This is a genomic window from Dyella subtropica (assembly GCF_026283965.1).
Taxonomy (GTDB): Bacteria; Pseudomonadota; Gammaproteobacteria; order Xanthomonadales; family Rhodanobacteraceae; genus Dyella_D; species Dyella_D subtropica.
This window is the reverse complement of the sequence record NZ_JAPDPD010000023.1, coordinates 1-20,599: the sequence shown is the minus strand read 5'-3', so window position 1 is coordinate 20,599 and position 20,599 is coordinate 1. Positions and strand designations below refer to the sequence as shown.

The 20,599-nt window shown below is 64.2% G+C and carries 23 protein-coding genes; 5 read left to right on the top strand and 18 right to left on the bottom strand.

Annotated elements, in window-relative coordinates:
- Nucleotides 1–2 precede the first annotated feature (2 nt).
- Together OUZ45_RS17655 and OUZ45_RS17650 are read left to right on the top strand one after the other, a co-directional pair.
- Nucleotides 3–680 carry a helix-turn-helix transcriptional regulator gene (locus OUZ45_RS17655; RefSeq protein WP_266171485.1) on the top strand — a complete coding sequence of 226 codons (678 nt, stop codon included), beginning with the start codon at nucleotides 3–5 and terminating at the stop codon, nucleotides 678–680.
- 107 nt (nucleotides 681–787) lie between these two features.
- Nucleotides 788–2,644, top strand: a complete 1,857-nt coding sequence (locus tag OUZ45_RS17650) for a chloride channel protein (protein WP_425601709.1) — start codon at nucleotides 788–790, stop codon at nucleotides 2,642–2,644.
- A gap of 45 nt (nucleotides 2,645–2,689) precedes the next feature.
- On the opposite strand, the gene OUZ45_RS17645 is transcribed toward OUZ45_RS17650, so the two are convergent.
- From OUZ45_RS17645 to OUZ45_RS17625, 5 genes are all read right to left on the bottom strand, one after another.
- Nucleotides 2,690–3,985, bottom strand: a complete 1,296-nt coding sequence (locus tag OUZ45_RS17645) for an RNA polymerase sigma factor (RefSeq protein ID WP_266171484.1) — start codon at nucleotides 3,983–3,985, stop codon at nucleotides 2,690–2,692.
- 88 nt (nucleotides 3,986–4,073) lie between these two features.
- Nucleotides 4,074–4,493 (bottom strand): VOC family protein, encoded by a 420-nt coding sequence (locus OUZ45_RS17640; protein WP_266171483.1) that lies wholly within the window; start codon nucleotides 4,491–4,493, stop codon nucleotides 4,074–4,076.
- Nucleotides 4,494–4,548: 55 nt separating this feature from the next.
- Nucleotides 4,549–4,980: a YciI family protein gene (locus OUZ45_RS17635; protein ID WP_266171482.1), complete on the bottom strand. Its 432-nt coding sequence runs from the start codon at nucleotides 4,978–4,980 to the stop codon at nucleotides 4,549–4,551.
- Nucleotides 4,981–5,201: 221 nt separating this feature from the next.
- Nucleotides 5,202–5,501: a hypothetical protein gene (locus tag OUZ45_RS17630; protein ID WP_266171481.1), complete on the bottom strand. Its 300-nt coding sequence runs from the start codon at nucleotides 5,499–5,501 to the stop codon at nucleotides 5,202–5,204.
- A 49-nt stretch (nucleotides 5,502–5,550) separates the two neighbouring features.
- Nucleotides 5,551–6,408: an alpha/beta fold hydrolase gene (locus OUZ45_RS17625; RefSeq protein ID WP_266171480.1), complete on the bottom strand. Its 858-nt coding sequence runs from the start codon at nucleotides 6,406–6,408 to the stop codon at nucleotides 5,551–5,553.
- A 303-nt stretch (nucleotides 6,409–6,711) separates the two neighbouring features.
- On the opposite strand from OUZ45_RS17625, the gene tsaB reads away from it, so the two are divergent.
- On the top strand, nucleotides 6,712–7,398 hold the full coding sequence (gene tsaB / locus OUZ45_RS17620; RefSeq protein ID WP_266171479.1) for a tRNA (adenosine(37)-N6)-threonylcarbamoyltransferase complex dimerization subunit type 1 TsaB: 687 nt from the start codon (nucleotides 6,712–6,714) through the stop codon (nucleotides 7,396–7,398).
- Nucleotides 7,399–7,421: 23 nt separating this feature from the next.
- On the opposite strand, the gene OUZ45_RS17615 is transcribed toward tsaB, so the two are convergent.
- The gene (locus OUZ45_RS17615; protein ID WP_266171478.1) at nucleotides 7,422–8,447 is read right to left on the bottom strand and encodes a YeiH family protein; all 1,026 of its coding nucleotides are present in this window, start codon (nucleotides 8,445–8,447) and stop codon (nucleotides 7,422–7,424) included.
- A gap of 90 nt (nucleotides 8,448–8,537) precedes the next feature.
- Between OUZ45_RS17615 and OUZ45_RS17610 the strand changes: the two genes are divergently transcribed.
- Entirely contained in the window at nucleotides 8,538–9,419 is an 882-nt protein-coding gene (locus OUZ45_RS17610) for a LysR family transcriptional regulator (RefSeq protein ID WP_266171477.1), read from the top strand.
- Nucleotides 9,420–9,493: 74 nt separating this feature from the next.
- On the opposite strand, the gene ptsP is transcribed toward OUZ45_RS17610, so the two are convergent.
- From ptsP to OUZ45_RS17550, 12 genes are all read right to left on the bottom strand, one after another.
- Complete coding sequence (ptsP, locus tag OUZ45_RS17605; RefSeq protein ID WP_266171476.1) at nucleotides 9,494–11,224, bottom strand: phosphoenolpyruvate--protein phosphotransferase; 1,731 nt, start codon at nucleotides 11,222–11,224, stop codon at nucleotides 9,494–9,496.
- 152 nt (nucleotides 11,225–11,376) lie between these two features.
- Nucleotides 11,377–11,646, bottom strand: a complete 270-nt coding sequence (locus OUZ45_RS17600; RefSeq protein ID WP_266171475.1) for an HPr family phosphocarrier protein — start codon at nucleotides 11,644–11,646, stop codon at nucleotides 11,377–11,379.
- Complete coding sequence (locus tag OUZ45_RS17595; RefSeq protein WP_266171474.1) at nucleotides 11,639–12,031, bottom strand: PTS sugar transporter subunit IIA; 393 nt, start codon at nucleotides 12,029–12,031, stop codon at nucleotides 11,639–11,641. The genes OUZ45_RS17600 and OUZ45_RS17595 overlap by 8 nt, the downstream gene beginning before the upstream one ends.
- Nucleotides 12,032–12,086: 55 nt before the next feature.
- On the bottom strand, nucleotides 12,087–12,989 hold the full coding sequence (gene rapZ / locus OUZ45_RS17590; protein ID WP_266171473.1) for an RNase adapter RapZ: 903 nt from the start codon (nucleotides 12,987–12,989) through the stop codon (nucleotides 12,087–12,089).
- A 4-nt stretch (nucleotides 12,990–12,993) separates the two neighbouring features.
- Nucleotides 12,994–13,944 carry an HPr(Ser) kinase/phosphatase gene (hprK, locus tag OUZ45_RS17585; protein ID WP_266171472.1) on the bottom strand — a complete coding sequence of 317 codons (951 nt, stop codon included), beginning with the start codon at nucleotides 13,942–13,944 and terminating at the stop codon, nucleotides 12,994–12,996.
- A 147-nt stretch (nucleotides 13,945–14,091) separates the two neighbouring features.
- Complete coding sequence (gene hpf / locus OUZ45_RS17580; protein ID WP_266171471.1) at nucleotides 14,092–14,415, bottom strand: ribosome hibernation-promoting factor, HPF/YfiA family; 324 nt, start codon at nucleotides 14,413–14,415, stop codon at nucleotides 14,092–14,094.
- 197 nt (nucleotides 14,416–14,612) lie between these two features.
- Nucleotides 14,613–16,061, bottom strand: coding sequence for an RNA polymerase factor sigma-54 (locus OUZ45_RS17575; protein WP_266171538.1), 1,449 nt, complete (start codon nucleotides 16,059–16,061; stop codon nucleotides 14,613–14,615).
- A 202-nt stretch (nucleotides 16,062–16,263) separates the two neighbouring features.
- Nucleotides 16,264–16,983 carry an LPS export ABC transporter ATP-binding protein gene (lptB, locus tag OUZ45_RS17570; protein ID WP_266171470.1) on the bottom strand — a complete coding sequence of 240 codons (720 nt, stop codon included), beginning with the start codon at nucleotides 16,981–16,983 and terminating at the stop codon, nucleotides 16,264–16,266.
- 3 nt (nucleotides 16,984–16,986) lie between these two features.
- Entirely contained in the window at nucleotides 16,987–17,568 is a 582-nt protein-coding gene (gene lptA, locus OUZ45_RS17565) for a lipopolysaccharide transport periplasmic protein LptA (RefSeq protein ID WP_266171469.1), read from the bottom strand.
- Nucleotides 17,525–18,127 carry an LPS export ABC transporter periplasmic protein LptC gene (gene lptC, locus OUZ45_RS17560; protein WP_266171468.1) on the bottom strand — a complete coding sequence of 201 codons (603 nt, stop codon included), beginning with the start codon at nucleotides 18,125–18,127 and terminating at the stop codon, nucleotides 17,525–17,527. The genes lptA and lptC overlap by 44 nt, the downstream gene beginning before the upstream one ends.
- On the bottom strand, nucleotides 18,124–18,675 hold the full coding sequence (locus OUZ45_RS17555) for a KdsC family phosphatase (RefSeq protein WP_266171467.1): 552 nt from the start codon (nucleotides 18,673–18,675) through the stop codon (nucleotides 18,124–18,126). Before OUZ45_RS17555 ends, lptC begins: the two co-directional genes overlap by 4 nt.
- A gap of 122 nt (nucleotides 18,676–18,797) precedes the next feature.
- On the bottom strand, nucleotides 18,798–19,811 hold the full coding sequence (locus tag OUZ45_RS17550) for a KpsF/GutQ family sugar-phosphate isomerase (RefSeq protein ID WP_266171465.1): 1,014 nt from the start codon (nucleotides 19,809–19,811) through the stop codon (nucleotides 18,798–18,800).
- Nucleotides 19,812–20,061: 250 nt separating this feature from the next.
- Here OUZ45_RS17550 and OUZ45_RS17545 point away from each other — a divergent pair, with 250 nt between their 5' ends.
- Entirely contained in the window at nucleotides 20,062–20,301 is a 240-nt protein-coding gene (locus tag OUZ45_RS17545; protein ID WP_266171463.1) for a BolA family protein, read from the top strand.
- Nucleotides 20,302–20,599 lie beyond the last annotated feature (298 nt).

Genomic DNA, 20,599 nt, shown 5'->3' with positions numbered 1-20,599 from the left:
ACATGAGTGGCCTCGGCCTCTTGGGCGAAACCCAGCAGCGTCTGATGAGGGCGCTGCTGGCTGAGCACGCCGGCTGCACGGTCGAGACCCTCTGCGTGAAACTGCGCATCACCCATAACGCCGTGCGCCAACACTTGAGCGCTCTGATGGCGCACGGCTATGTGGAGCGCGCTCAGTCGCGGCCCAGCGGAGGGCGGCCTTTGGCCACCTTTCGTATCACCGAGACGGGGAGCTCGCTGTTTCCCCGCAACTACGGTGTCATCGCTACCGAAATGTTCGCCGCGCTTCGAAGCCGGCTGGGTGACGAACAACTCGATCATTTCATGCAGCAGATGGGGCAAGACCTTGGGCAGCGGGAGGTGCCGTTGCCTGCGACGGCAAGTCACGAGGAGGTGGTGCGCGCACTCGCTGCGCATCTCGATCGGCTCGGTTATGAAGCCTTGCCGGTCAAATATCGCGACGAGTGGCAGATCGAAGCCTTCAATTGCGTCTTCCACGACGTGGCCAGGCAGCACAAGGAAGTCTGCAAGTTCGATGTTGCCTATATGAAGGCGGCGAGCGGGCGTGACGTCCACCATATGGAATGCATCGTGCGCGGTGGGCAGTGTTGCCGTTTCCGGGTCGACGCCAAGGTGGCGAAGCCAGACGCCGATGCAGAGCAATCCGAAGCGGATGACTAGCCCCGGCGGGGAGCACGTCATCACTTTGGATGGCCATTCATTTTCCAGCCAGCTACTGAGCGCTCAAACGCGTACTCTTGCGCGGCCTCGGTTCTGAGTCGCCCTCCATGCACGACACTGTTAAAGATCCGCACTCCCGTGCGGCGATTCCGCTTGCCCCTTCTTTGGACCCGACGCTGGCCCAAGCTCATATGCCGCGGCGCTTCCGGCCGCTCGACATGCGGGTGCTGTGGATTTCCGCCATGGCGATCGTGCTGGGCGCGATCATGGCCGGTGTGGCGCGTGCACTGACGGCACTGATCGGGCTCATCACAAACATCGCGTTCTATGGCCGCTGGAGCGATGCGTTCGTCAGCCCTGCGGGTCATCGGCTCGGGCTGTGGGTCATCCTGGTGCCTGTCGTTGGCGGCGTGATTGTCGGCGCGATGGCGCGATGGGGATCGCAAGCCATCCGCGGCCATGGCATCCCCGAAGCTATGGAGCAGGTTTTGGTCAACGAGAGCCGGATAAAGCCGCGCCTCACCTGGCTCAAACCGGTCTCTTCCGCCGTGGCCATCGGTACCGGTGGTCCGTTTGGCGCGGAGGGGCCGATCATCGCCACGGGCGGCGCGCTGGGTTCGCTGCTTGGTCAGTTCGTGCATGTCACTGCCGACGAACGCAAGACCCTGCTCGCAGCCGGTGCGGCGGCTGGCATGGCGGCGGTATTTTCCGCGCCGGTGTCCGCGGTGTTGCTGGCCATTGAACTGTTGCTGTTCGAGCGCCGCGCACGCTCCCTGATCCCTGTCGCGCTTGCGGCTTTCGTCGGTACCGGTGTGCGTTATGTCGTCGAGGGCAGCGAGCCGATGTTCGCCATGCCCGCATTGAGCGCTCCGGGGCTTGGCGCCTTGGTCGCCTACGCGCTGCTCGGACTTCTGACCGGCGTGGCCAGCGTCGGCATCACGCGGCTTACCTATGCCATCGAGGATGGCTTCGAGAAGCTGCCGATCCACTGGATGTGGTGGCCGGCGCTGGGCGGACTCGTGGTCGGCGTCGTGGGGTACATTGCGCCGCTGACGCTGGGCGTGGGCTATTCCAATATCGGCGCCGTGCTTTCCGGCGAGCTTGGCATCGGCGCGATGATGGCCTTGTGCTTCTTCAAGCTGCTTTCCTGGTCGGTAGCGCTGGGCAGCGGCACCTCTGGCGGTACATTGGCGCCGCTCTTCACGATCGGCGGGGCGCTGGGCGGCGTGCTGGGCCTTGCCCTGATGCATGCAGCACCGTGGTTGAAGATCGATCCCCGCATGGCGGCGCTGGTGTGTATGGCGGCGATCTTTGCGGGAGCGTCGCGGGCCTTTCTCACCTCGGTCGTCTTTGCTTTCGAAACAACCTTGCAGGTGCACGCGCTGCTGCCGTTGCTAGGCGCCTGCGTCGCTGCGTACCTCGTCTCGGGCCTCATGATGAGGCACACCATCATGACTGAGAAGATTGCGCGGCGCGGCGTGCGCGTACCCAGCGACTATGCCGCCGACCATCTCGACCGCATCCTTGTGCGCGATGCCTGTAGCCGCGACGTCGTCAGCCTGAGGGCGAGTGATTCGCTCGCGAAGGTGCATCAATGGATGGAAGGCGGCAGTCCGGCAACCAGGCATCAGGGCTTCCCGGTGCTGGGCGACGATGGCCAGCTGCTTGGTGTCGTGACCAGGCGCGATCTGTTCGATCATCACCCGGCTGAAACCCTGGTGGGCACGCTGATTCGACGACCGCCGCTGGTGGTGGTGGAAGGTCACTCGCTGCGTGACGCAGCGGACCATATGGTTGAAGCCGACGTGGGACGTCTGGTGGTGGTCGACCATGCCAACGCGCGCCGCGTGGTCGGCATCATCACGCGCGGTGACCTGCTTGCGGCCCATGCGCATCGATTGCGTGAGGCACGGAAGATATACCGACACTTGGCAGGCAATGCCAAAAGTGGGGGAGGTGGCTAGGGCGTTGGAGTGCGGCGTTTGACGGTTTGGTCTCTAAGAGCCTGTTCAATGGGTTTCGTCCTCGCTGCCGCGTTCTATCTCTTTCGCACACGCCGCCGCCCGATCCAGTAATAGCTCCCGCTCACGCGCATTGCGCGTGAGCGCGGCGGCGCGTTCGAATTCCGCCTTCGCTTCATCGGGGCGATTGAGTTTGCGTAGCAGGTCACCGCGAACACTCGGAAGCAGGTGGTAGTTCTTGAGTGAAGGTTCGCCGGTGAGCGTCTCGACAATGGCGAGTGCGGCGGCAGGGCCAAAGGCCATCGAGACGGCGACGGCGCGATTGAGTTCGATCACGGGTGAGGGAGCGATTTGCGCAAGCTCGCCATAGAGCGTGACGATACGGCGCCAGTCGGTGGCTTCGGCGGTGCGGGCGCGAGCGTGGCAGGCGGCGATGGCGGCCTGGCTGGTATAGATGCCGCGGGTTTCGTCGAGTTTCTCGGCGCGCTGTAGTGAAGTCAGGCCGCGCTGGATCAACAGCCGATCCCATTGTGCGCGGTTCTGATTGAGCAGCAGGATCGGTTCGCCGGTGGGGCCGGTGCGTGCGCCGGCGCGTGAAGCCTGGATTTCCATCAGGGCGACCAGCCCATGCACTTCGGGTTCCCGCGGGCTCAGCTCGGCCAGGATGCGGCCGAGGCGCAGCGCTTCATCGCAAAGTGAGGGGCGCATCCAGTCGTCGCCGGCAGTGGCGGAATAGCCTTCGTTGAAGATCAGATAGATCACGCCGAGCACCGAGGACAGGCGTTCCTGCATCTCGTCGCCGCGCGGCACTTCGAACGGCACCTGCGCATCGGCAAGCGTGCGCTTGGCGCGCACGATGCGCTGGGCGATGGTGGGTTCCGGCACGAGGAAGGCGCGGGCGATTTCGTCGGTGGTCAGACCGCCGAGCAGGCGCAGGGTGAGCGCGACGCGTGCCTCCATGGAGAGCACGGGATGGCAGGCGGTGAACACCAGGCGCAGCATGTCGTCGCCGATGTGGTCGTCCGCGGCCAGCTCCACTTCGGAGAAGGCGAACTCCTGTTCAGCCTCAAGCTCGCGCGTAATTTCCTCGTGCTTGCGTTCGATCAGTTTGCTACGGCGCAAACGGTCGATGGCACGATGCTTGGCGGTGGTCATCAGCCATGCGCCGGGGTTGTCCGGCACGCCCGATTCGGGCCATTGCTCCAGCGCGATCACCAGCGCGTCTTGCGCCAGCTCTTCGGCCAGGCCGACATCGCGCACCATGCGCGCGAGGCCGGCGATGAGTTTGGCCGATTCGATGCGCCATACGGCGTCAATGGCACGGTGGATGTCGGTCGCGGTCATAGCTCCCGATCACACCATCACCATCGCTCAGGTGCAACCGCCGGAAGGCATCGTTCCGCCGCATGGACGGAGCATCCCAAGCGTCGGCTTATTGCGGCAACGCGATCACCATCCACGACACGCCGAAGCGGTCGGTGACCATGCCGAAGCTGGCGGCGTAAAAGGTTTTGGCCGGGGGCATCTGTATCTGGCCGCCGTCGGCCAGCGCATCGCAGCAGCGTTTGACCTCCGCCTCGCCGTTCACCGTGAGCGAGAGCGAGAAGCCGCTGAACTTGGTGCCGCCCGTGTTGTAACCATCGGTGGCCATGACCATGGTTTCACCGATACGGAAGGCGGAGTGCATCACCTTGTCAGCCGCTGCGGGGTCACTGTGGCAGTCGGGCTTCTGCGGTTCCGGATTGTCTTTGAAGCGCATGAGCATAGTGACTTCGGCGCCCAAGGCTTTTTGATAAAAGTCGAGCGCTTCCTGGCAGCGACCGTCGAAGTTGAGGTAGGGCTGGGCCAACATGAGAGTCTCCTTGGGCGGGTTTGAGATTGGACGGTCAATGTGGTGCGGGTGTGCGTCAACGCGTGGAGCGTGAGGCCACTTCGGCGCGCAGACGTTCTCCCCGTTCGCGCAATTCCGGGGTGAGCTCGGCACCGAAGTCTTCGGCCTCGAACACCCGGCGGATCTCGATCTCCGATTCGCCATCGAAGGGATTGGGGCAGCGCCTCATCCATTCGATGGCCTCCTCGATCGATTTGACCTGGATCAACCAGAATCCGGCGATCAGTTCCTTGGTTTCGGCGAACGGCCCGTCGATCACGGTGCGCTTGCCGCCGGAGAAATGTATGCGCGCGCCCTTGGAGCTGGCGTGAAGACCTTCGGCGGCGAGTAGGACGCCGGCTTTCACCAGTTCCTCATTGAACTTGCCCATGTCGCTCAGGAGCTGCTCGCTCGGCATTACGCCGGCTTCCGAGTCCTTGTTGGCTTTGACCATCACCATGAATCGCATCGTCGTTCTCCTTGGTAGGGTGGGAATCCGCCAGTTTTTGGGGACTCTTGCCTAGGCGACGATTGGGGATCGGCTGGATCGACACAACGGGCGGAAAGTTTTTCGCGCCTCGTCTGGGGAGAACAAGCTAGGAGTGAGTGGAACGTAGTGAGAAGTGAGAGACATGGGCGAAAACCGCAGTTATCAGCCTTTTTCTCACTTCTTAATCCTCTCCGCTCACTCTAGGCAGTCCCCGCCAGCCGCCGCAGCGCCGCCGCTGCAACCGCATCCGCGGGCACGAACGCTTCCAGGGCCAATTCGGCCAGTGTGATATCGACCGGTGTGCCGAAGATGGTGGTGGTGCTGAGCATCGACAGTACGACGCCATCGACTTCCAACGGCATCGAACTGGCGACGCCCACCGGGTCGGTCCCGCTGATGTGGGCGTGTTCGCCAGGGCAGGTCAGGGCCTGCAGTTCATGCAGCAAGGCCATCAGCTGCAGGTCATGGCTGGCGGCGCCGCAGCCGGTGTCGGCGGCCATTCGCGCAGCAGGTCGCCGACGGGGCGGTGAAGGTCGGTGAGGGCGGCATTCATGCCAGCGATGATGCCGGTGCCGCGCGAGTGTGTCCCTGGTGTGTTTCCAGCATGAAGCGCTCGATGTCGGCGATCAGGCGACTGCGGTGCGTATGGAACAGACCGTGCGGTGCGCCTTCATAGGAAATCATGTGGGAGCCTTCGACCAGGGCCTGGATGGCCTGGCTGTTCGCCAACGATTCGCTGACATCGCGGTCGCCGTGGATCAGCAGCAAGGGCAGGTCGAGCTGTTGCAGTTCGTCGCGCAAATCCGCGTTCAACTTGGTGCGGATGCACTCGACCAGCGCCTTGAGCGAGGCGTCGAGAATGATGTCGATGGTGTGGCGGATGGTTTCCGCCGAGGTGCCGGTGCTGCGCGGCAAAAAGAAGCCGTCTGCGCCCTCGGCCAGCCAGGCGGGCAAGTCGCCGGCGATCTCCGCGATGACTTGTTCGATGACTTCTGGACCGATGCCATCGGGATGGCTGGCGTTTCTCAGATAGCAGGGCGAGATAGCACCCAGATATATCGCGCGGGCGATGCGCCGGGTGCCATGGCGTGCGAGATAGCGGATGCTTTCGCCGGTGCCCATGGAGTGGGCGACGAGCGTGATGCGATCCAGGTCCAGGTGCGCGATCAGTTCGGCAAGGTCATCGGCGAGCCGGTCATAGTCGTAGCCGCCGCCCGGGCGGTCTGAGCGGCCATGGCCGCGGCGGTCGAGAGCAATGCAGCGGCGGCCCGCTGCGCTGAAGTGCAGCATGTGCGGCGCCCACATGCGCGAGTCCAGCGCCCATGAGCTGACGAATACCATGGGGTCGCCCTGGCCCCAGTCTTCATAGAACAGGCGGGTTCCGTCGGTGGCTTGGAAGAACGGCATGGCTGGCTCCTTGGTGTGGTCGTTGAATGGAGCCAGCTTGCGCCAGCGGTGGCCGCAGAACGATTACCTAGGAGGTAATGGCTTCGCGAAAGCCACGCGCCGCCCGCAAACGGCCCGATCCCGGCACAGGGCGGGCCGTGCGGCGTGCTGTGATTTGCACTCGGGAAAACTGCGGGGGCGTTTGTGAAGGGATGGCGAGGAAATCATGCGCGAAGAAATCATGAGATGGGCTCGATGGATGGTGGGTCGCGGCCCGGACTGCAAAAACCGGTGCGCAAGCGCGACTGTTACCATGGCGCGGCTATGAATCTGCTCGCCATCGAAACCTCCACCGAAGCCTGTTCCGTCGCCCTGGTCCACGGCGACGAAGTGATCGCTCGCAGCGAAATCGCGCCGCGCCGTCACGCCGAACTCGTCCTGCCCATGGCCAATGGCCTGCTGGCGGAAGCAGGCCTGGGCCGTCATGCGTTGGATGCCATCGCCGTTGGACGTGGGCCGGGCGCCTTCACGGGTGTGCGCCTGGGGATATCGCTGGCGCAGGGCATGGCGCTGGCGCTGGATCGCCCGGTGGTGACGGTATCGTCGCTCGCCGCGCTGGCGCTGGAGGCGCCCGAAGACGATGCCGCCATCCTTGCCGTGATCGATGCGCGCATGGGCGAGATCTATGCCGCGAGCTATCGCCGCGACGACAACGGCGGCCTGGTGTCGCTCGATGACGAACGCGTTTGCACGGCGGAGTCGCTCGCATTGCCGAAGGCCGATGCGTGGCATGTCGTCGGCACCGGCTGGGCGACGTATGCGGAGGTGTTGGGCCATCGTCTGACGGGTGCGCTGCATTCATCGAACGGCGCTTGTTTCCCGCAGGCCGAACATGTCGCTGAACTGGCCGTGCGCGAATTTCGCGCCGGCCATGCGTTAGCGCCCGAATTGGCCTTGCCGGTCTATCTGCGCGACAAGGTGGCGCTGACGTTGGCGGAGCAGGGGCGCTAAGAGTGGTGCTGGGCGCTGCCGGATCAAAGCTGCCCGATGACCAGCTGCACCAGCAGGCTGCTCACCGATACGGCGGCCCACACGCCTAGGCCCAGCAGAATCGGACGCGCACCGGTCGAGGCCATTCTGCGCAGGTTGGCCGACAGTCCTATGGCCGTGAGCGCCACGATGATCAAAAACTCCGCCGCCATATGGATGGCCGGCTGGATCGCCGTGGGCACCAGGCCCGCCGTGCGCACGCCGGAGGCCACCAGGAACCACAGGATGAACCAGGGGAAGATTTTGCGCAGGCTGAAGTCGCTGGAGCCCTGCTTCTTTTCGCGCCATGCCACCGCGAAGGCCAGTGCCAGGCAGATCGGAATGATCAGCGTGGCGCGGGTGAGTTTGACGATGGTGGCGTAGTCGCCCGCTTCCTTGCTGAAGCTGTAGCCCGCGGCCACGACCGACGATGTGTCGTTGATGGCCGTGCCGGCCCATAGGCCGAAGCCGAGGTCGGACAGATGCAGCACGTGCCCCAGCAGCGGAAACAACAGCACCGCGACCAGGTTGAACAGGAAGATGGTGGAGATGGCGAACGCCGTGTCGTGTTCGTCCGGCTTGATGATGGGGGTGACGGCCGCAATGGCCGAGCCGCCGCAAATAGCCGTGCCTACGCCGATCAGAATCTTGAGTTTGTCATGCACTTTCAGCGCGCGGCCCAGGCCCCAGGCGGCGAGAAAGGCCACGGTCATGGTGACCAGGGTTACTGACAACGACTCCAGGCCGGTCTTGGCCACCTGAGCGAGGCTCAGGCCGAAACCGAGCGCGATGATCGACCACTGCAACACCTGCTTGCCGGCGAACTGGATGCCCGGCGTGAACTGTCCGCTCGGCGCGACCAGGTTGCGCACCAGAATGCCGAGCACGATCCCGAACACCGGCCCACCCACCAGGGGAGCCACCCGACCCAAGCCGAGCGCAAGCAAAGCTATGCCAGTGGCGAGCAACAGGCCCGGGGCGCGCTGGCCCAGCGTCGGGCTGGCAGGGGTGGGGATAGCGGTGGTGTTCATGGACGGTCTTCCTGAAATCGAACACCATTGTCCTGCCGCCGGCCCATCAGGAAAATTTGGAATATCTGATTCAATGTATAAGATGAGCTGATGATCAATATCAGCCCTCGCCAGCTCGATGTGTTCGTGCAGGTGGCCCGCCTAGGCAGCGTGCGTGCCGCGGCGGACGCGCTGCACCTGACTCAGCCCGCCGCCAGCATGGCGCTGGCCGAAATGGAGCGGCAACTCGATGCGCCTGTGTTCGCTCGCGAGCGGGGGCGGCTGCGGCTCAACGCGCGTGGCCGTGAGTTATTGCCGCTGGCGCAGGAGTTGTTGGAACGCTACGCCGAGTTCGGTCGTCTTGGACGCGGCGGGGCGGAGTCACTCGCCGGAGAGCTGCGCATCGGTGCCAGCAACACCGTAGGCAATTATCGCGTCGGCGAATTGCTCGGCCGTTTCGTGCGCGCGCATCCTCAGGTGGCCATTCGTCTGCGCGTTGCCAATACCGATGCGATTGCCGCGGCGCTGCTGGCTCATGAGCTGGACGTGGGCTGCGTGGAGGGGCCGGTGGCGCACCCCTCCTTGGAGATGGAGCCGTGGCGCGACGACGCACTGGTGGTGTGCGCGCCGCCCGATCACCCATTGGCGCGTAAACGGCGATTGCAGCCGGAGGATTTCGCCGGTGCGCGTTGGGTGCTGCGCGAACCAGGCTCGGCCACCCGCACGACCAGTGAGCGTGTACTGGCGCAACTGCCGCCGGGCGAGACGGCACTGGAATTGGACCAGATCGAGGCGATCAAGCAGGCCGTCGTGGCAGGCCTCGGCATTGCCTGCCTGCCCGAGGTGGCGGTGATCGACGCACTGGCGGCGGGCCGCCTGAAGGCATTGAAGACACCGTTCCTGGACTTGCGCCGCAAGCTGTTCCTGCTGATGCATCGGGAGAAGTATCGCGGCGCGCTGCTCGACACCTTTCTCGCCGATGCCAGGTTGTAGGTAGGAGCGCACCCTGTGCGCGACCAGCCCATACAGCGATGTGTGGTGGGTCAGGTTGAAATCGTGGGTGGCAGTTAACCGCCGATCTCGGCCAACAGCGCCTCGGCTTCCTCATGCGTGCGTGCACGGAGGATGGCCGGTGCGAGCCGACGCAAGGCGGCGTGATCCAGCGTGGCGATGCGGTCGCGCACATGCAGCAGCTGGCTGGAGTGCATGCTGAACTCGCACAGGCCCAGCGCCAGCAGCATGGCGGTGAACTTGGTGTCGCCGCCGATCTCGCCGCACAGGCTCACCGGCTTCTTCGCGCGTCGGCCCGCGGAGATGACGTACGAAATCAACCGCAGCAGGGCGGGCTGCAGCGGGTTGTAGATATTGTCCAGCGCATCGTTGCCGCGGTCGGCGGCGAGCACGTATTGCGCCAGATCGTTGGTGCCGATGGCGAGGAAGTCGGCATGATCGAGCAGCGAGCGCACGTTGATGGCGGCGGCCGGCACTTCGATCATCGCGCCCAGCGGCAGTTTCTCCGGCAAATCGACGTTTTCGCGCTTGAGGTCCTGGCGAGCCAGTTTGAACAAGGTGCGCACGGCGATCAGTTCGTCCGGTTGCGTCACCATCGGCACCAGCACACGCACCGGGCCGTAGCAGGCGGCACGCAGGATGGCGCGGATCTGGGTGGTGAACACGGCTGGATGGCGCAATGACAAGCGCACGCCGCGCACGCCCAACGCCGGATTTTCCTCGCCACGTGCCGCCAGGCCGGCGGCGTCGGCCTTGTCGGCGCCGAGATCCAGCGTGCGGATGGTGACGGGCAGGCCGCCCATGCCCAGCACCAGATCGCGATAGGCGATGAATTGCTCATCTTCCGATGGCAATCCCTTGTGGCGCAGGAACAGGAATTCGGTGCGGTACAGGCCCACGCCGTCGGCGCCGCGTGCGCGTGCCATGGCGATGTCGGTGGGTGTTTCTGCATTGGCCAGCAGGCGTATGTCGACGCCGTCGCTGGTGCGGGTGGGGGCGTTGGCCAGCGAGGCCAGACGCCTTCCCTCCGCCTGCGCTTCGCGTTGCCAGGCACGATAGCGGGCCAGATCCTGGGCGGTGGGATGCACTACGGCTTCGCCGCGTTCGGCGTCGAGCAGGATCAGGTCGTCGTCGTGGATGCTGGACAACGCATCGCGCGCGCCGACCAGCATGGGCAGGTCCAGGCTGCGCGCAAGGATGGCGCTGTGCGAATAGGCGCTGCCGGAACTGGCTACTACACCGAGCAGGCCGTTGCCGGCGAGGTGCGCCATGTCGGCGGGCGCAATGGTGTCGGCGATAAGGATTTCGCCCACGCGCGCCGCCAGCTTGCGCTCTTCGCGACTGGTCTGGCGTTGCAGGGCGGAGATGACGCGGTTGATGACCTGGTCGACATCTTCCTTGCGGCTGCGCAGGTAGGGGTCGTCCATCGCTTCGAACACGGCGGCAAGGCGATCGCGTTGCTTCTTGAGTGCGGCGCCGGGGCGGTAGTGGCCGATGCGCACCAGATCGTCGAGGCCGCGCAGTAATTCCTGGTCGTCCAGCAACAGGCTGTGTGCGTCGATGAACTCGTTGACCTCGCGGGCGAGCGCGCCGTGAAGTTTGCCGCGCAGTTCGCGCAGCTCCTGGCGCGCGGTGTCGAGGGCGCGATGCAGTTTCTCAAGCTCGACCTCGATCTCTTCCTCGGCCAACGGCCGCATATCGACGAGGTAGCGACTGGGTTGCACCAGGCGCGCGCGGCCGAGCGCCATGCCACGGGATGCACTAGTACCTGAAAGGACGTGTCTCATAAGCACCCTCCGTGGCGCGCCGCAATTCGGAGAAAGCGCGAGACATGGGGCCGACCGGTGACCGCGGCAATAGCGGTTCTGCACGTCGTGCGACGGTTTGCGTCGGACGTCACGTTTTGCTGCAGCGATGGGCTGGCAAATGCTTTCGCCACTCAGGCTCCTTCGTCGAACTTGCGATCGAACAGCGCGACCACCGCGCTCAGGGCTGTGTCTTCATCCGGTCCTTCGGCCCGCACCGTTAGCGGCGTGCCGATACCAGCGGCAAGCATCATGACGCCCATGATGCTTTGCGCGTTGACCTCCCGCCCCTTGCTGACCAACCACACGGTGGATTTGAAACCCTGCACCAGTTGCACCAGTTTGGCCGAGGCGCGGGCGTGCAGGCCCAGCTTGTTGGTTACGACAATCTCTTTCTCAAGCATGATCGATGAAGATTCCTCCGCGCCCGCCGCTGGCGGCGACTTCCGCCAGTTCGTCGAGCGGCTTTTCCGCATAGTTGAGTACGCGCAGCAGCATCGGGAGATTGAGTCCCGACACGCAACGCAAATGAACGCCCAGCGCACTGAGCGAAAGACCGATGTTGCAAGGCGTGGCGCCGTATAGATCGGCCAGTACCAACACGCCGTCGCCGGTATCCAGCTCACGGGCGTGCTTGGCGGTGAGTGTGCGCATCACGTCCGGGTCGGACGATGGCGGCACTTCCACCGCTTCCACGCTCAACGGCAACTTGGGCAGCACATGATGGGCGGCCGAAATCAGCGCTTGGCCGACCGCTTCGTGGGTCATCAACAGCACGCCAACGCTCATGGCCGTGTGCCTCTCGGATTTGATCGGAACGTAGACAGGGACGCCTGCATTGGAGTCACTCGAGTTCGCGATGGAAGGTGAGCGCCCCTTCGTGACGGGCGCGGTAGTGGGCGGCGAGCCGCTCAACCAGGTACACCGAGCGGTGCCGGCCACCGGTGCAACCGATGGCGATGGTCACGTAACTGCGGTCGTCGGCCTCGAAGCGCGGCAGCCAGGCATCCAGCCAGCGCACCGTGTCATTGAAATATTCTTCCACCAGCGGCTGCGACTCGAGGTACTCGCGTACCGGCATATCTTTGCCGGAAAGCGGCCGCAGTCGCGGTTCCCAGTGAGGGTTGGGCAGGCAGCGCGCATCGAACACGAAATCCGCGTCCAGCGGCAGGCCGCGGCGGAACGCGAAGGACTGGAACATCAGAGTCAGGCCCTCAGTGGCCTCCGCATAATCGGTAGCTACCAGGCGGCGCAGCTGGTGCACGTTGAGTTCGCTGGAATCGATCACCTTCTCGGCAATCGTGATCAGCGGGCGCAGCAGCTTGCGCTCCTCCATGATCGCATCGGCCAGCGACAGGCCGAGGATCGAAAGTGGATGGCGACGACGCGTTTCCGAATAGCGCTTGATCAACACGTCGTCGCGACAGTCGAGGAAGATCAAATGCACCTGCACGCCGACAGCGGCAAGTTCGGACAACACCGTCGGCATGCGCAGGAAATCTTCGCCGCGATTGCGCACGTCCACGCCCACCGCGATGTGGCGCCGTTTAGCGCTGTCGCTGCCATGACTGACCGCGGCGACCAGCTCAGGCAGCAGTGCCGTGGGCAGGTTGTCGACGCAGTAGAACTCCAGGTCTTCCAGCGCGCGCAGGGCCACGGTCTTGCCGCCGCCGGACATGCCGGTCAACACGATCAGGTGGATCGCGTCGGGTTGGTGGATATCGGTGGGCGAGATGGTGTTGCTCATGAGGTCACCACGGCGGCAGCCGGCGCATCTGGTGCGCCTGGCGGTCGATGAAAGTCTGTGCAGGGTCGATGCCCTTGCTCTTCAACATATGGTTGCGCACGGCGGCTTCCACCAGTACCGCCAAGTTGCGGCCGGGTGCCACGGGAATGGTGATCATCGGCACCTGCACTTCGAAAATTTCGCGGTGCCCCACGTCGCCGGTGAGGCGGGTCAGCCCGTCGGTGTCCTCGCCGTCGCGCATGGGCTTGAGGTGGACCACCAGGCGCAGGTACTTCGATTGCTTGACCGCGGTATGGCCGAACATCTCGCGCACATTGAGTACGCCCAGGCCGCGCACTTCCAGCAGATCCTGCAGCAGTTCGGGGCAGTTGCCGTCGATCACGTCGGGGGCGATCAGGGTGAACTCGGTGGCGTCGTCGGCGACCAGTCGGTGGCCGCGGCTGATCAGTTCCAGCGCCAGCTCGCTCTTGCCCGAGCCGGATTCGCCGGTGATCAGCACGCCGATCGAAAATACTTCGAGGAACACGCCGTGCAGGGTCATCTTCGGCGCCAGCATGCGCGCCAGGTGGTATTGCATCCAGGTCAGCAGCTCATGGCCGCGCTTGGAGCTGATCCACAGTGGCGTATTGGTTTCCTCGGCCACCTCGCGCAGGTCGGCGGGGATCGCCTGATCCTTGGTGACGATCATGGCCACCGGCTGGTACGCGGCGATCTTGTTGATCGCTTCCCAGCGCTGGCGCGAATCCAGTCCGTCGAGGAAGTTCAGTTCCTCGGTGCCGATGATCTGGATCTTGTTGGGATAGATGACGTTGAGGTAGCCGATCAGCGAAGGGCGGCGCGTCGTGGTGGCGCCGCGTTCGAGCACACGCGATTCGCCGCGCATGCCGGAAACCCAGCGCAGCGCCATGCGTTCGTGGACACCATCGTAGAGTTGTCGTGCGGTGAGCCGATCCAAGCCTTGTCCTTTGCGCCGCGGGTTGGCCGGGTAGGGCGAGCGGCGGCGGCAAGGAGCATTGTGCCAGTTCGGGAGGGGGCGCGCCCCGATGGGGCGGATAGTGCTGGTCGTAGAGGCCCGCCCTGGGGTAGGGCGGGCCGGAAAGGATCAACCGTACTGCCGCTCTTCGCGGACTTCGCGCTGATGCTTGTCGCTGATCTTCTCGCGGTGCTTGCGCAGTTGGGTCACCAGTTTGTCGAACAGCATTTCGATGGAGGCGTACATATCCGACGTAAGCGCTTCGGCATGCAGCGCGGCACCGGTGACATTGAGCGTGCCTTCCGCACGCTGCTGGAGCTTGTCGACCGAGAGCACGATGCTGAGGCTGATGGCCCTTTCGTCGAGGCGGGTGAGGCGATCGAGTTGGCTGTTCACCCGGTCGCGAAGGGCGGGGGTGATTTCGATCTGCTGGCCGCTGAGCTGGAATTGCATGTTGCGCCTCCTCTGGTACTGCCGCCGCTGGCGGCGTGGATCGATGTGCCGGTCACATGACGGCTCACGTCGTCATGCCATCGACACACCACTGTCATCTCTTGGTATGGGGACGTTTTCCATCCCGCCAAGTTCCCGAGATCAGTACGAAACGCGCAGTGCCAACCTGAACAAGCCGTATGAGTCAGCCGTAGGGATCAGCCGGCGCGCTGGCGTTCGCTGGAGCTCGGAATTCGCATAGCCTCCCGATATTTGGCAACGGTTCGACGGGCCACCTGGATGCCCTTGCGGTGCAGTTCTTCGGCGATGGCCTGGTCGGAGAGCGGTTTGCGCGAATCTTCCGCATCGACGAGTTTGCGCAGCATGGCCTGGATGGCGGTGGCCGAAGCGCTGCCGCCATCCTCCGTGGACACGCCACTGGAGAAGAAATGCTTCAGCTCGAAGGTGCCGCGCGGGGTATGGATGTATTTGCGTGTGGTGACGCGAGAGATCGTGGACTCGTGCATGCCCACTTCCTCGGCGACCTCGCGCAACACCAATGGGTGCATGGCTTCGGGGCCGTAATCGAGGAAGGCGCTCTGCCGGCGCACGATGGCTTCGGCCACTTTGAGCAGGGTCTCGGCGCGCGATTCCAGGCTCTTGATCAGCCAGCGGGCTTCCTGCAACTGGCCACGCATCCAGCTGGCATCGTCGCCGCGGGCCTGGGCGATCAGGTTGCAATAGTGCTGATTGAGGCCAAGGCGTGGCTGGCAGTCGGGATTGAGGCTGACCCGCCAGCGGCCGGCGTCCTTGCGGGCGTAGACATCCGGCGCGACGTATTCCACCGGGGTGACATCCAACGCGGCGCCTGGGCGCGGATCCAGGCTGCGGATAAGTACGGCGGCGGCGTGGGTGTCGTCCTCGCTGGCGCGCAGGCGCCGGGCAAGGCGTGCGATGTCGTTGCGAGCGAGTAGTTCAAGTTCACTGTCGACAATGCGCAGGGCCAGCTCGCGCTGGGGTAGCGTGGGATCGAACTGTTCGAGCTGGATGCGCAGGCAATCGCGCAGGTCCAGGCTGGCGACACCCGTGGGGTCGAAGCGCTGTAACTGCCGACGCACCGCGTCCACTTCTTCCACGCTGGCCTTGAGATCGGCCGGCACGGCAGCGGTGACAGCATCCAGGCCTTCGGTGAGGTAGCCGTCTGCGTTCAGCGAGTCGATCAGGATCGCTGCGATGGTGCGCTCGCGCAGGCTCAGGTGGGTCAGATTGAGCTGCCACAGCAGATGTTCCTGCAGGGTTTCCGGCGCTGCGTTCTGCGGTTCGAAACCGTCGTCGTCCGAGGCGGTGTTGGAGCGGCTGCCGGTGCTGCTGGAGAAGTCGATGGGTTCTTCCGCCCTGCCGCCGGATTCGCTCCAGTCGGCTACATCGTCAGCGTCGACGTCGTTGCTGGCGGACGCTTCAGCAGCGGGCGCTTCGAATTCGCCGTTCTCACCGTCGCTTTCGGAGGCGCTGTCTTCAGAGAATTCGAGTAGCGGGTTGCCCTCGGCGATCTGCCGCAATTCAGCCTCCAGCTCCAGCTGCGACAACTGCAGGAGGCGAATGGCCTGCTGCAACTGTGGCGTCAGGGTGAGCTGTTGATTGAGGCGAAACTGCAGTCCGGGTTTCATGCCAGCCGGGTCGGTTGAACTCACGTTCATCCTACCCCTTAAGCTGGGAGTGCGGCCATAGGTTCGAGCGCTTAACGCCTAGGCCGGATGGCCGAATGTGATGGGGTAAGAGAAAGTAAGTACGGAGAAGTAAGCGTTTCACAGCCCAAAGCCCCTCATCCCGGCGGACTTACTGCTTACCGCTTACGTCTTTACTTGGTCTTCACAGTTTGAATTCGCGTCCCAGATAGACCTCGCGCACCTTCTCGTCGGCAAGGATGTGCGCCGGCGTGCCTCGCGAGAGCACTTCGCCATCGTTGAGAATGTAGGCGCGGTCGCAGATGCCGAGCGTCTCGCGTACGTTGTGATCGGTGATCAGCACACCGATGCCGCGTTCCTTCAGATGGCGCACGATGCGTTGGATTTCACCGACCGAAATCGGGTCGACGCCGGCGAAAGGCTCGTCCAGCAGCATGTAGCGAGGCTCGGCGGCCAGCGCGCGGGCAATTTCCACGCGACGGCGCTCGCCACCGGAGAGGCTGATGCCTTTCTGCTCGGCGATGTGCGAAATCTTGAGCTCGTCCAGCAGGCTTTCCAGCGCGGTGGCGCGCTGTTTGGCGTTGAGGCTCTCGCGCAGTTCCAGCACCGCCATGATGTTGTCGGCCACGCTGAGCCGGCGGAATACTGAGGGCTCCTGCGGCAAATAGCCGATGCCCAGCTTGGCACGTGCGTGCATGGGCAGGCCGGTGATGTCGTACTTGTCGAGCTTGATCGAGCCGGCATCGGCTTCGATCAGGCCTACCACCATGTAGAAGCAGGTGGTCTTGCCGGCGCCGTTTGGGCCGAGCAATCCCACCACTTCGCCTTCACGAATGGAAAAGGCGAAGTCGCGCACCACTTGGCGCGCACGGAAACGCTTTTGCAGGCCTTCGGCGGACAGCATCGATTACTTACCCTCGGCCGGCGCGGCGGGTTTAGGCGCCGGTGCGGCGGGTTTCTGCTTCGGTACCAGCGTGCCGTGCACCAGGCCGTCGCCGCCGGATTCGCCGGTGATCAGGCTGGTGTCGGTGTTGTAGGTGAGCTTGTCGCCATTGAAGGTGCCTCGGCCCATCTGCGTCACCTTGGCGTTGCCCGTGAGCACGGCAATGCCGTTGATATTGTCGTAGTCGAGCGTGGCGGCATCGCCCTGCATCAGATTGTTGTTCTCATCCAGCTGCTGGATGTGCGCCGGATTGCCGGTGACCACCACGCGGGCGATCTGGGTATCCGCGTCCAAATGCACCTTGGCTTCACTACCCGTGATCAGCAGCGTGCCCTGGGTGAGCTTCACGTTGCCGCTCAGGGTGGTGATCGTGTTGGGCGCGTTGAAGGCATTCGTGGTCTTGGCCACGAAGTCCATCGGCTTGGTGCGATCGTCTTTCTTGGCGAAGGCCATGGCTGGCAGCAAGGCGAGCGCGGCCAGTGAAAGCAGGCCGATCGCGGTGTTACGACTTCCGTTTGCGCGGCGGGAACGAGCCGTGGCTGTCATTGAGCAGCTCCAGATGATTGTCGTTGAGGTTGGCACGCATGCCGATCCCTCGCATTGTAGTGGCGCCTTGGTTCATCTGCGCCGCCTCGGCGGTTTCCATGCGGTTTTCCTTGGGCCAGGCGGTGACCTCGGAGGTGTGCAGCTCCGCCTGGGGGCTGTCCGCAAAAGCCGCGCGATGCATGTAGACCGGGCCCTGCAGTTTGAGCAGGGTGCCGCTCTTGTCGACCCAGCCGTATTCCGATTCGCCCAGCCAGTCGGGCACGCCCGGGGTGTTGGAGGGCATCTGGAACTTCGGGGCGTCGATATATAGCGATTCGTCGCCTTCGCGCCGATCCAGGCGCGGGCCGGTGACGCGGAAGCTGGGCTGGCCGTCTTCGCCGTAGACGTAGCCCTTGAAGTTAGTGAGGGTGTAGCCGGAGCGCGGCGGACCGATGAAGTCATTGGCCTTGGGCGCGGGGCCGATCCACCACAGCAGCAGCTGGCTGAGGCCAGCGGCCAGGCCGACCAGGACGATGGCTGAGCTCAGGCGGCGATCGCGCACGTATTCGCGAAGGCTCACTGCCAGCGCTCCCGCTCAGCGTCGGCCTTGCCCTGGGCAAGCAGGATCAGGTCGCACACTTCACGTGCCGCGCCCATGCCGCCGCTGAGGCGAGTCTGCCAATGTGACTGTTCGGCCACCCAGGGGTGAGCGTTGGCCACGGCTACGGCCAAGCCGGCGAGACGCATGGGGGGTAGGTCGGGCAGGTCGTCGCCGATGAAGGCGACCTGCTCGGCGGTCAGGTTCAGTGCCTCGATCAATTGCAGCAAGCAGGCGCGCTTGTCGCTCTGGCCCTGATAGACGTGGGCGATATCCAGCTCCTCCGCGCGCAATGCGACGGGGTGACTGATGCGCGCGGTGATGATGGCCACCTGCACGCCGTTGGCCTGCAGCCGTTTCAGGCCCAGGCCATCGTGTACGTGGAACACCTTGGTTTCATGTCCGTCCTCGCCGTACCACAGGCGGCCGTCGGTCAGCGTGCCATCCACGTCGAACACCGCGAGACGGATCTTCGCGGCGCGGGCGAGCAGGTCGGCGGGGAGGTTGGCGAGATAGCTTGAAGGCGGCACGGGGACAGTCTGGATAGGGAAGGGGACGGCTGGAAAGCTGAAAACGGATGAAACAGGAGAAGGCTGACCTTCACCTTATCGTCCGCTGCCTAGTTTCCGCGGCCATGAACCGTGACGAGCCATCAAACCACGCGGGCACGGAGCAGATCGTGAATGTTGAGGGCGCCGACCACGCGCTGTTGCTCATCGACCACCAGCAAGGCATGGATCTGGTGCTTCTCCATCATCTGCGCGGCTTCGATGGCCAGTTTGTCGGCACCGATGGTCTTGGGGCCGCGGGTCATCAGGTCGGCGACCGCGGCACCGCGCAGGTCCACGCCATCGTCGTCCAAGGCGCGGCGCAAGTCGCCGTCGGTGAACACGCCGAGCAAGTGATGGCTGGCGTCGATAACCGCAGTCATGCCCAGGTGCTTGCGGGTCATTTCCATCAGCGCCTGGGTCAGGCTGGCGTCCGGGGTAACGGCGGGGATGCCGTCGCCGGTGTGCATGATGTCGCTGATGTGCAGCAACAGGCGGCGGCCGAGGGTGCCTGCCGGGTGCGAGCGGGCGAAATCTTCGGAGGTGAAGCCACGGGCCTCCAGCAACGCAATGGCCAGCGCGTCGCCCATGACCAGCGCCGCCGTGGTGCTGGCGGTGGGGGCCAGGCCCAGCGGGCAGGCTTCGGTGGAGATGCTGGCGTCCAGATGCAGATCGGCCTGGTCGGCCAGGGAGGAGCGCTCATTGCCGGTGATGGCGATCAGCGGGATACCCTGGCGTTTGATCACCGGCAGGATGAACAGCACTTCGTCGGTCTCGCCGGAATTGGACAGCGCCAGCACCACGTCCTGCGGCAGGATCATGCCCAGATCGCCGTGACTAGCCTCTCCCGGATGCACGAAAAACGCCGGCGTACCGGTGGAGGCCAGTGTTGCGGCGATCTTGCGGCCCACATGGCCCGACTTGCCCATGCCGGTCACCACCACGCGCCCGGCGCAGCCCAGGATCATGCGACAAGCCTCGACGAAAGCCGGCCCGATGCGCGGCTCCAGCGCGCGGATGGCGGCCGCCTCAGTGGCGATCACCGTGCGGGCGCTGCGCACGATGGCCTCGGCGTCGAGCGTGGAGGGCTTGGCGGGATGGGCGACGTGGGCGTTCATGCGTCCTCGGTGGTTGGGCGGGCCGAGATGCCAATTTTGGCTTCCCGTTCAATAGTTTGCTTGCCGCTCTTCGACACTTGCCAGTGGCTTGAACCATGGCGCGTCGTTTCTGTGACAGCAGATTTCCATTAACATGGCATATTCGCATTTTATCGTCACGGTCGTTGCCAATGGGTTCCGTATGGAATCCGGTTCTCCGACGTCAGACGTCCCCTAGTACAAGTGCTCGCTCTTGATTTGGAACCACCCGATGGACGCTGCCACCATTCAGGCAATGATTGAAAACGGCCTGCCAGGTGCGCAGGCGCAGGTCAGCGGTGATGACGGCGTGCATTTCGAGGCGGAAGTGGTGGCTGCCCAGTTCGCCGGCAAGCTGCCGCTGGCCCGCCATCGACTGGTTTACGCCACGCTGGGCGATCTGATGGGCGGCGCGATCCATGCGCTGGCGCTCAAGACCCTGACCCCTGAGGAAGTCGCGGCGCGCCGTTAAGGGCCCTCTGATCTATTACACGCAGGCGTCACCGTTGCTGTTTGCGCGCAGATCGCCGTTGCGATGGCGACGGCAGACTGGACGTCTGTCTAGACGGCGCGGCGGTGAGCTGCGCGCAAACAGCAACGGCCTTACTTATGATTTTTACAGATGACAAGGTGACATTCAGGAAGGGCGCTGCCACTGCCGCGCGGCTCGACCTGACAGCCAGTCAGGCGCTTCGCCACGCGGCAGTGGCAGCGCCCTTCCTGATTGTCATGCCGCCTACGTGTAATAGATCAGAGGGTCCTTAATGGCT

Excerpts from the sequence above, each read along its gene's own strand:
- OUZ45_RS17655 (WP_266171485.1), top strand. The coding sequence starts at position 3 with ATGAGTGGCCTCGGCCTCTTGGGCGAAACCCAGCAGCGTCTGATGAGG.
- OUZ45_RS17595 (WP_266171474.1), bottom strand. The coding sequence starts at position 12,031 with ATGAGCGTTGGCGTGCTGTTGATGACCCACGAAGCGGTCGGCCAAGCG.
- OUZ45_RS17575 (WP_266171538.1), bottom strand. The coding sequence starts at position 16,061 with ATGAAACCCGGACTGCAGTTTCGCCTCAATCAACAGCTCACCCTGACG.
- tsaB (WP_266171479.1), top strand. The coding sequence starts at position 6,712 with ATGAATCTGCTCGCCATCGAAACCTCCACCGAAGCCTGTTCCGTCGCC.
- OUZ45_RS17615 (WP_266171478.1), bottom strand. The coding sequence starts at position 8,447 with ATGAACACCACCGCTATCCCCACCCCTGCCAGCCCGACGCTGGGCCAG.
- hpf (WP_266171471.1), bottom strand. The coding sequence starts at position 14,415 with ATGCAATTCCAGCTCAGCGGCCAGCAGATCGAAATCACCCCCGCCCTT.
- lptA (WP_266171469.1), bottom strand. The coding sequence starts at position 17,568 with ATGACAGCCACGGCTCGTTCCCGCCGCGCAAACGGAAGTCGTAACACC.
- OUZ45_RS17625 (WP_266171480.1), bottom strand. The coding sequence starts at position 6,408 with ATGCCGTTCTTCCAAGCCACCGACGGAACCCGCCTGTTCTATGAAGAC.
- OUZ45_RS17640 (WP_266171483.1), bottom strand. The coding sequence starts at position 4,493 with ATGTTGGCCCAGCCCTACCTCAACTTCGACGGTCGCTGCCAGGAAGCG.
- lptB (WP_266171470.1), bottom strand. The coding sequence starts at position 16,983 with ATGCTGTCCGCCGAAGGCCTGCAAAAGCGTTTCCGTGCGCGCCAAGTG.
- rapZ (WP_266171473.1), bottom strand. The coding sequence starts at position 12,989 with ATGAGCAACACCATCTCGCCCACCGATATCCACCAACCCGACGCGATC.
- OUZ45_RS17645 (WP_266171484.1), bottom strand. The coding sequence starts at position 3,985 with ATGACCGCGACCGACATCCACCGTGCCATTGACGCCGTATGGCGCATC.
- OUZ45_RS17630 (WP_266171481.1), bottom strand. The coding sequence starts at position 5,501 with ATGGCCGCCGACACCGGCTGCGGCGCCGCCAGCCATGACCTGCAGCTG.
- OUZ45_RS17650 (WP_425601709.1), top strand. The coding sequence starts at position 788 with ATGCACGACACTGTTAAAGATCCGCACTCCCGTGCGGCGATTCCGCTT.
- OUZ45_RS17550 (WP_266171465.1), bottom strand. The coding sequence starts at position 19,811 with ATGAACGCCCACGTCGCCCATCCCGCCAAGCCCTCCACGCTCGACGCC.
- ptsP (WP_266171476.1), bottom strand. The coding sequence starts at position 11,224 with ATGAGACACGTCCTTTCAGGTACTAGTGCATCCCGTGGCATGGCGCTC.
- OUZ45_RS17635 (WP_266171482.1), bottom strand. The coding sequence starts at position 4,980 with ATGCGATTCATGGTGATGGTCAAAGCCAACAAGGACTCGGAAGCCGGC.
- OUZ45_RS17600 (WP_266171475.1), bottom strand. The coding sequence starts at position 11,646 with ATGCTTGAGAAAGAGATTGTCGTAACCAACAAGCTGGGCCTGCACGCC.
- OUZ45_RS17610 (WP_266171477.1), top strand. The coding sequence starts at position 8,538 with ATGATCAATATCAGCCCTCGCCAGCTCGATGTGTTCGTGCAGGTGGCC.
- OUZ45_RS17545 (WP_266171463.1), top strand. The coding sequence starts at position 20,062 with ATGGACGCTGCCACCATTCAGGCAATGATTGAAAACGGCCTGCCAGGT.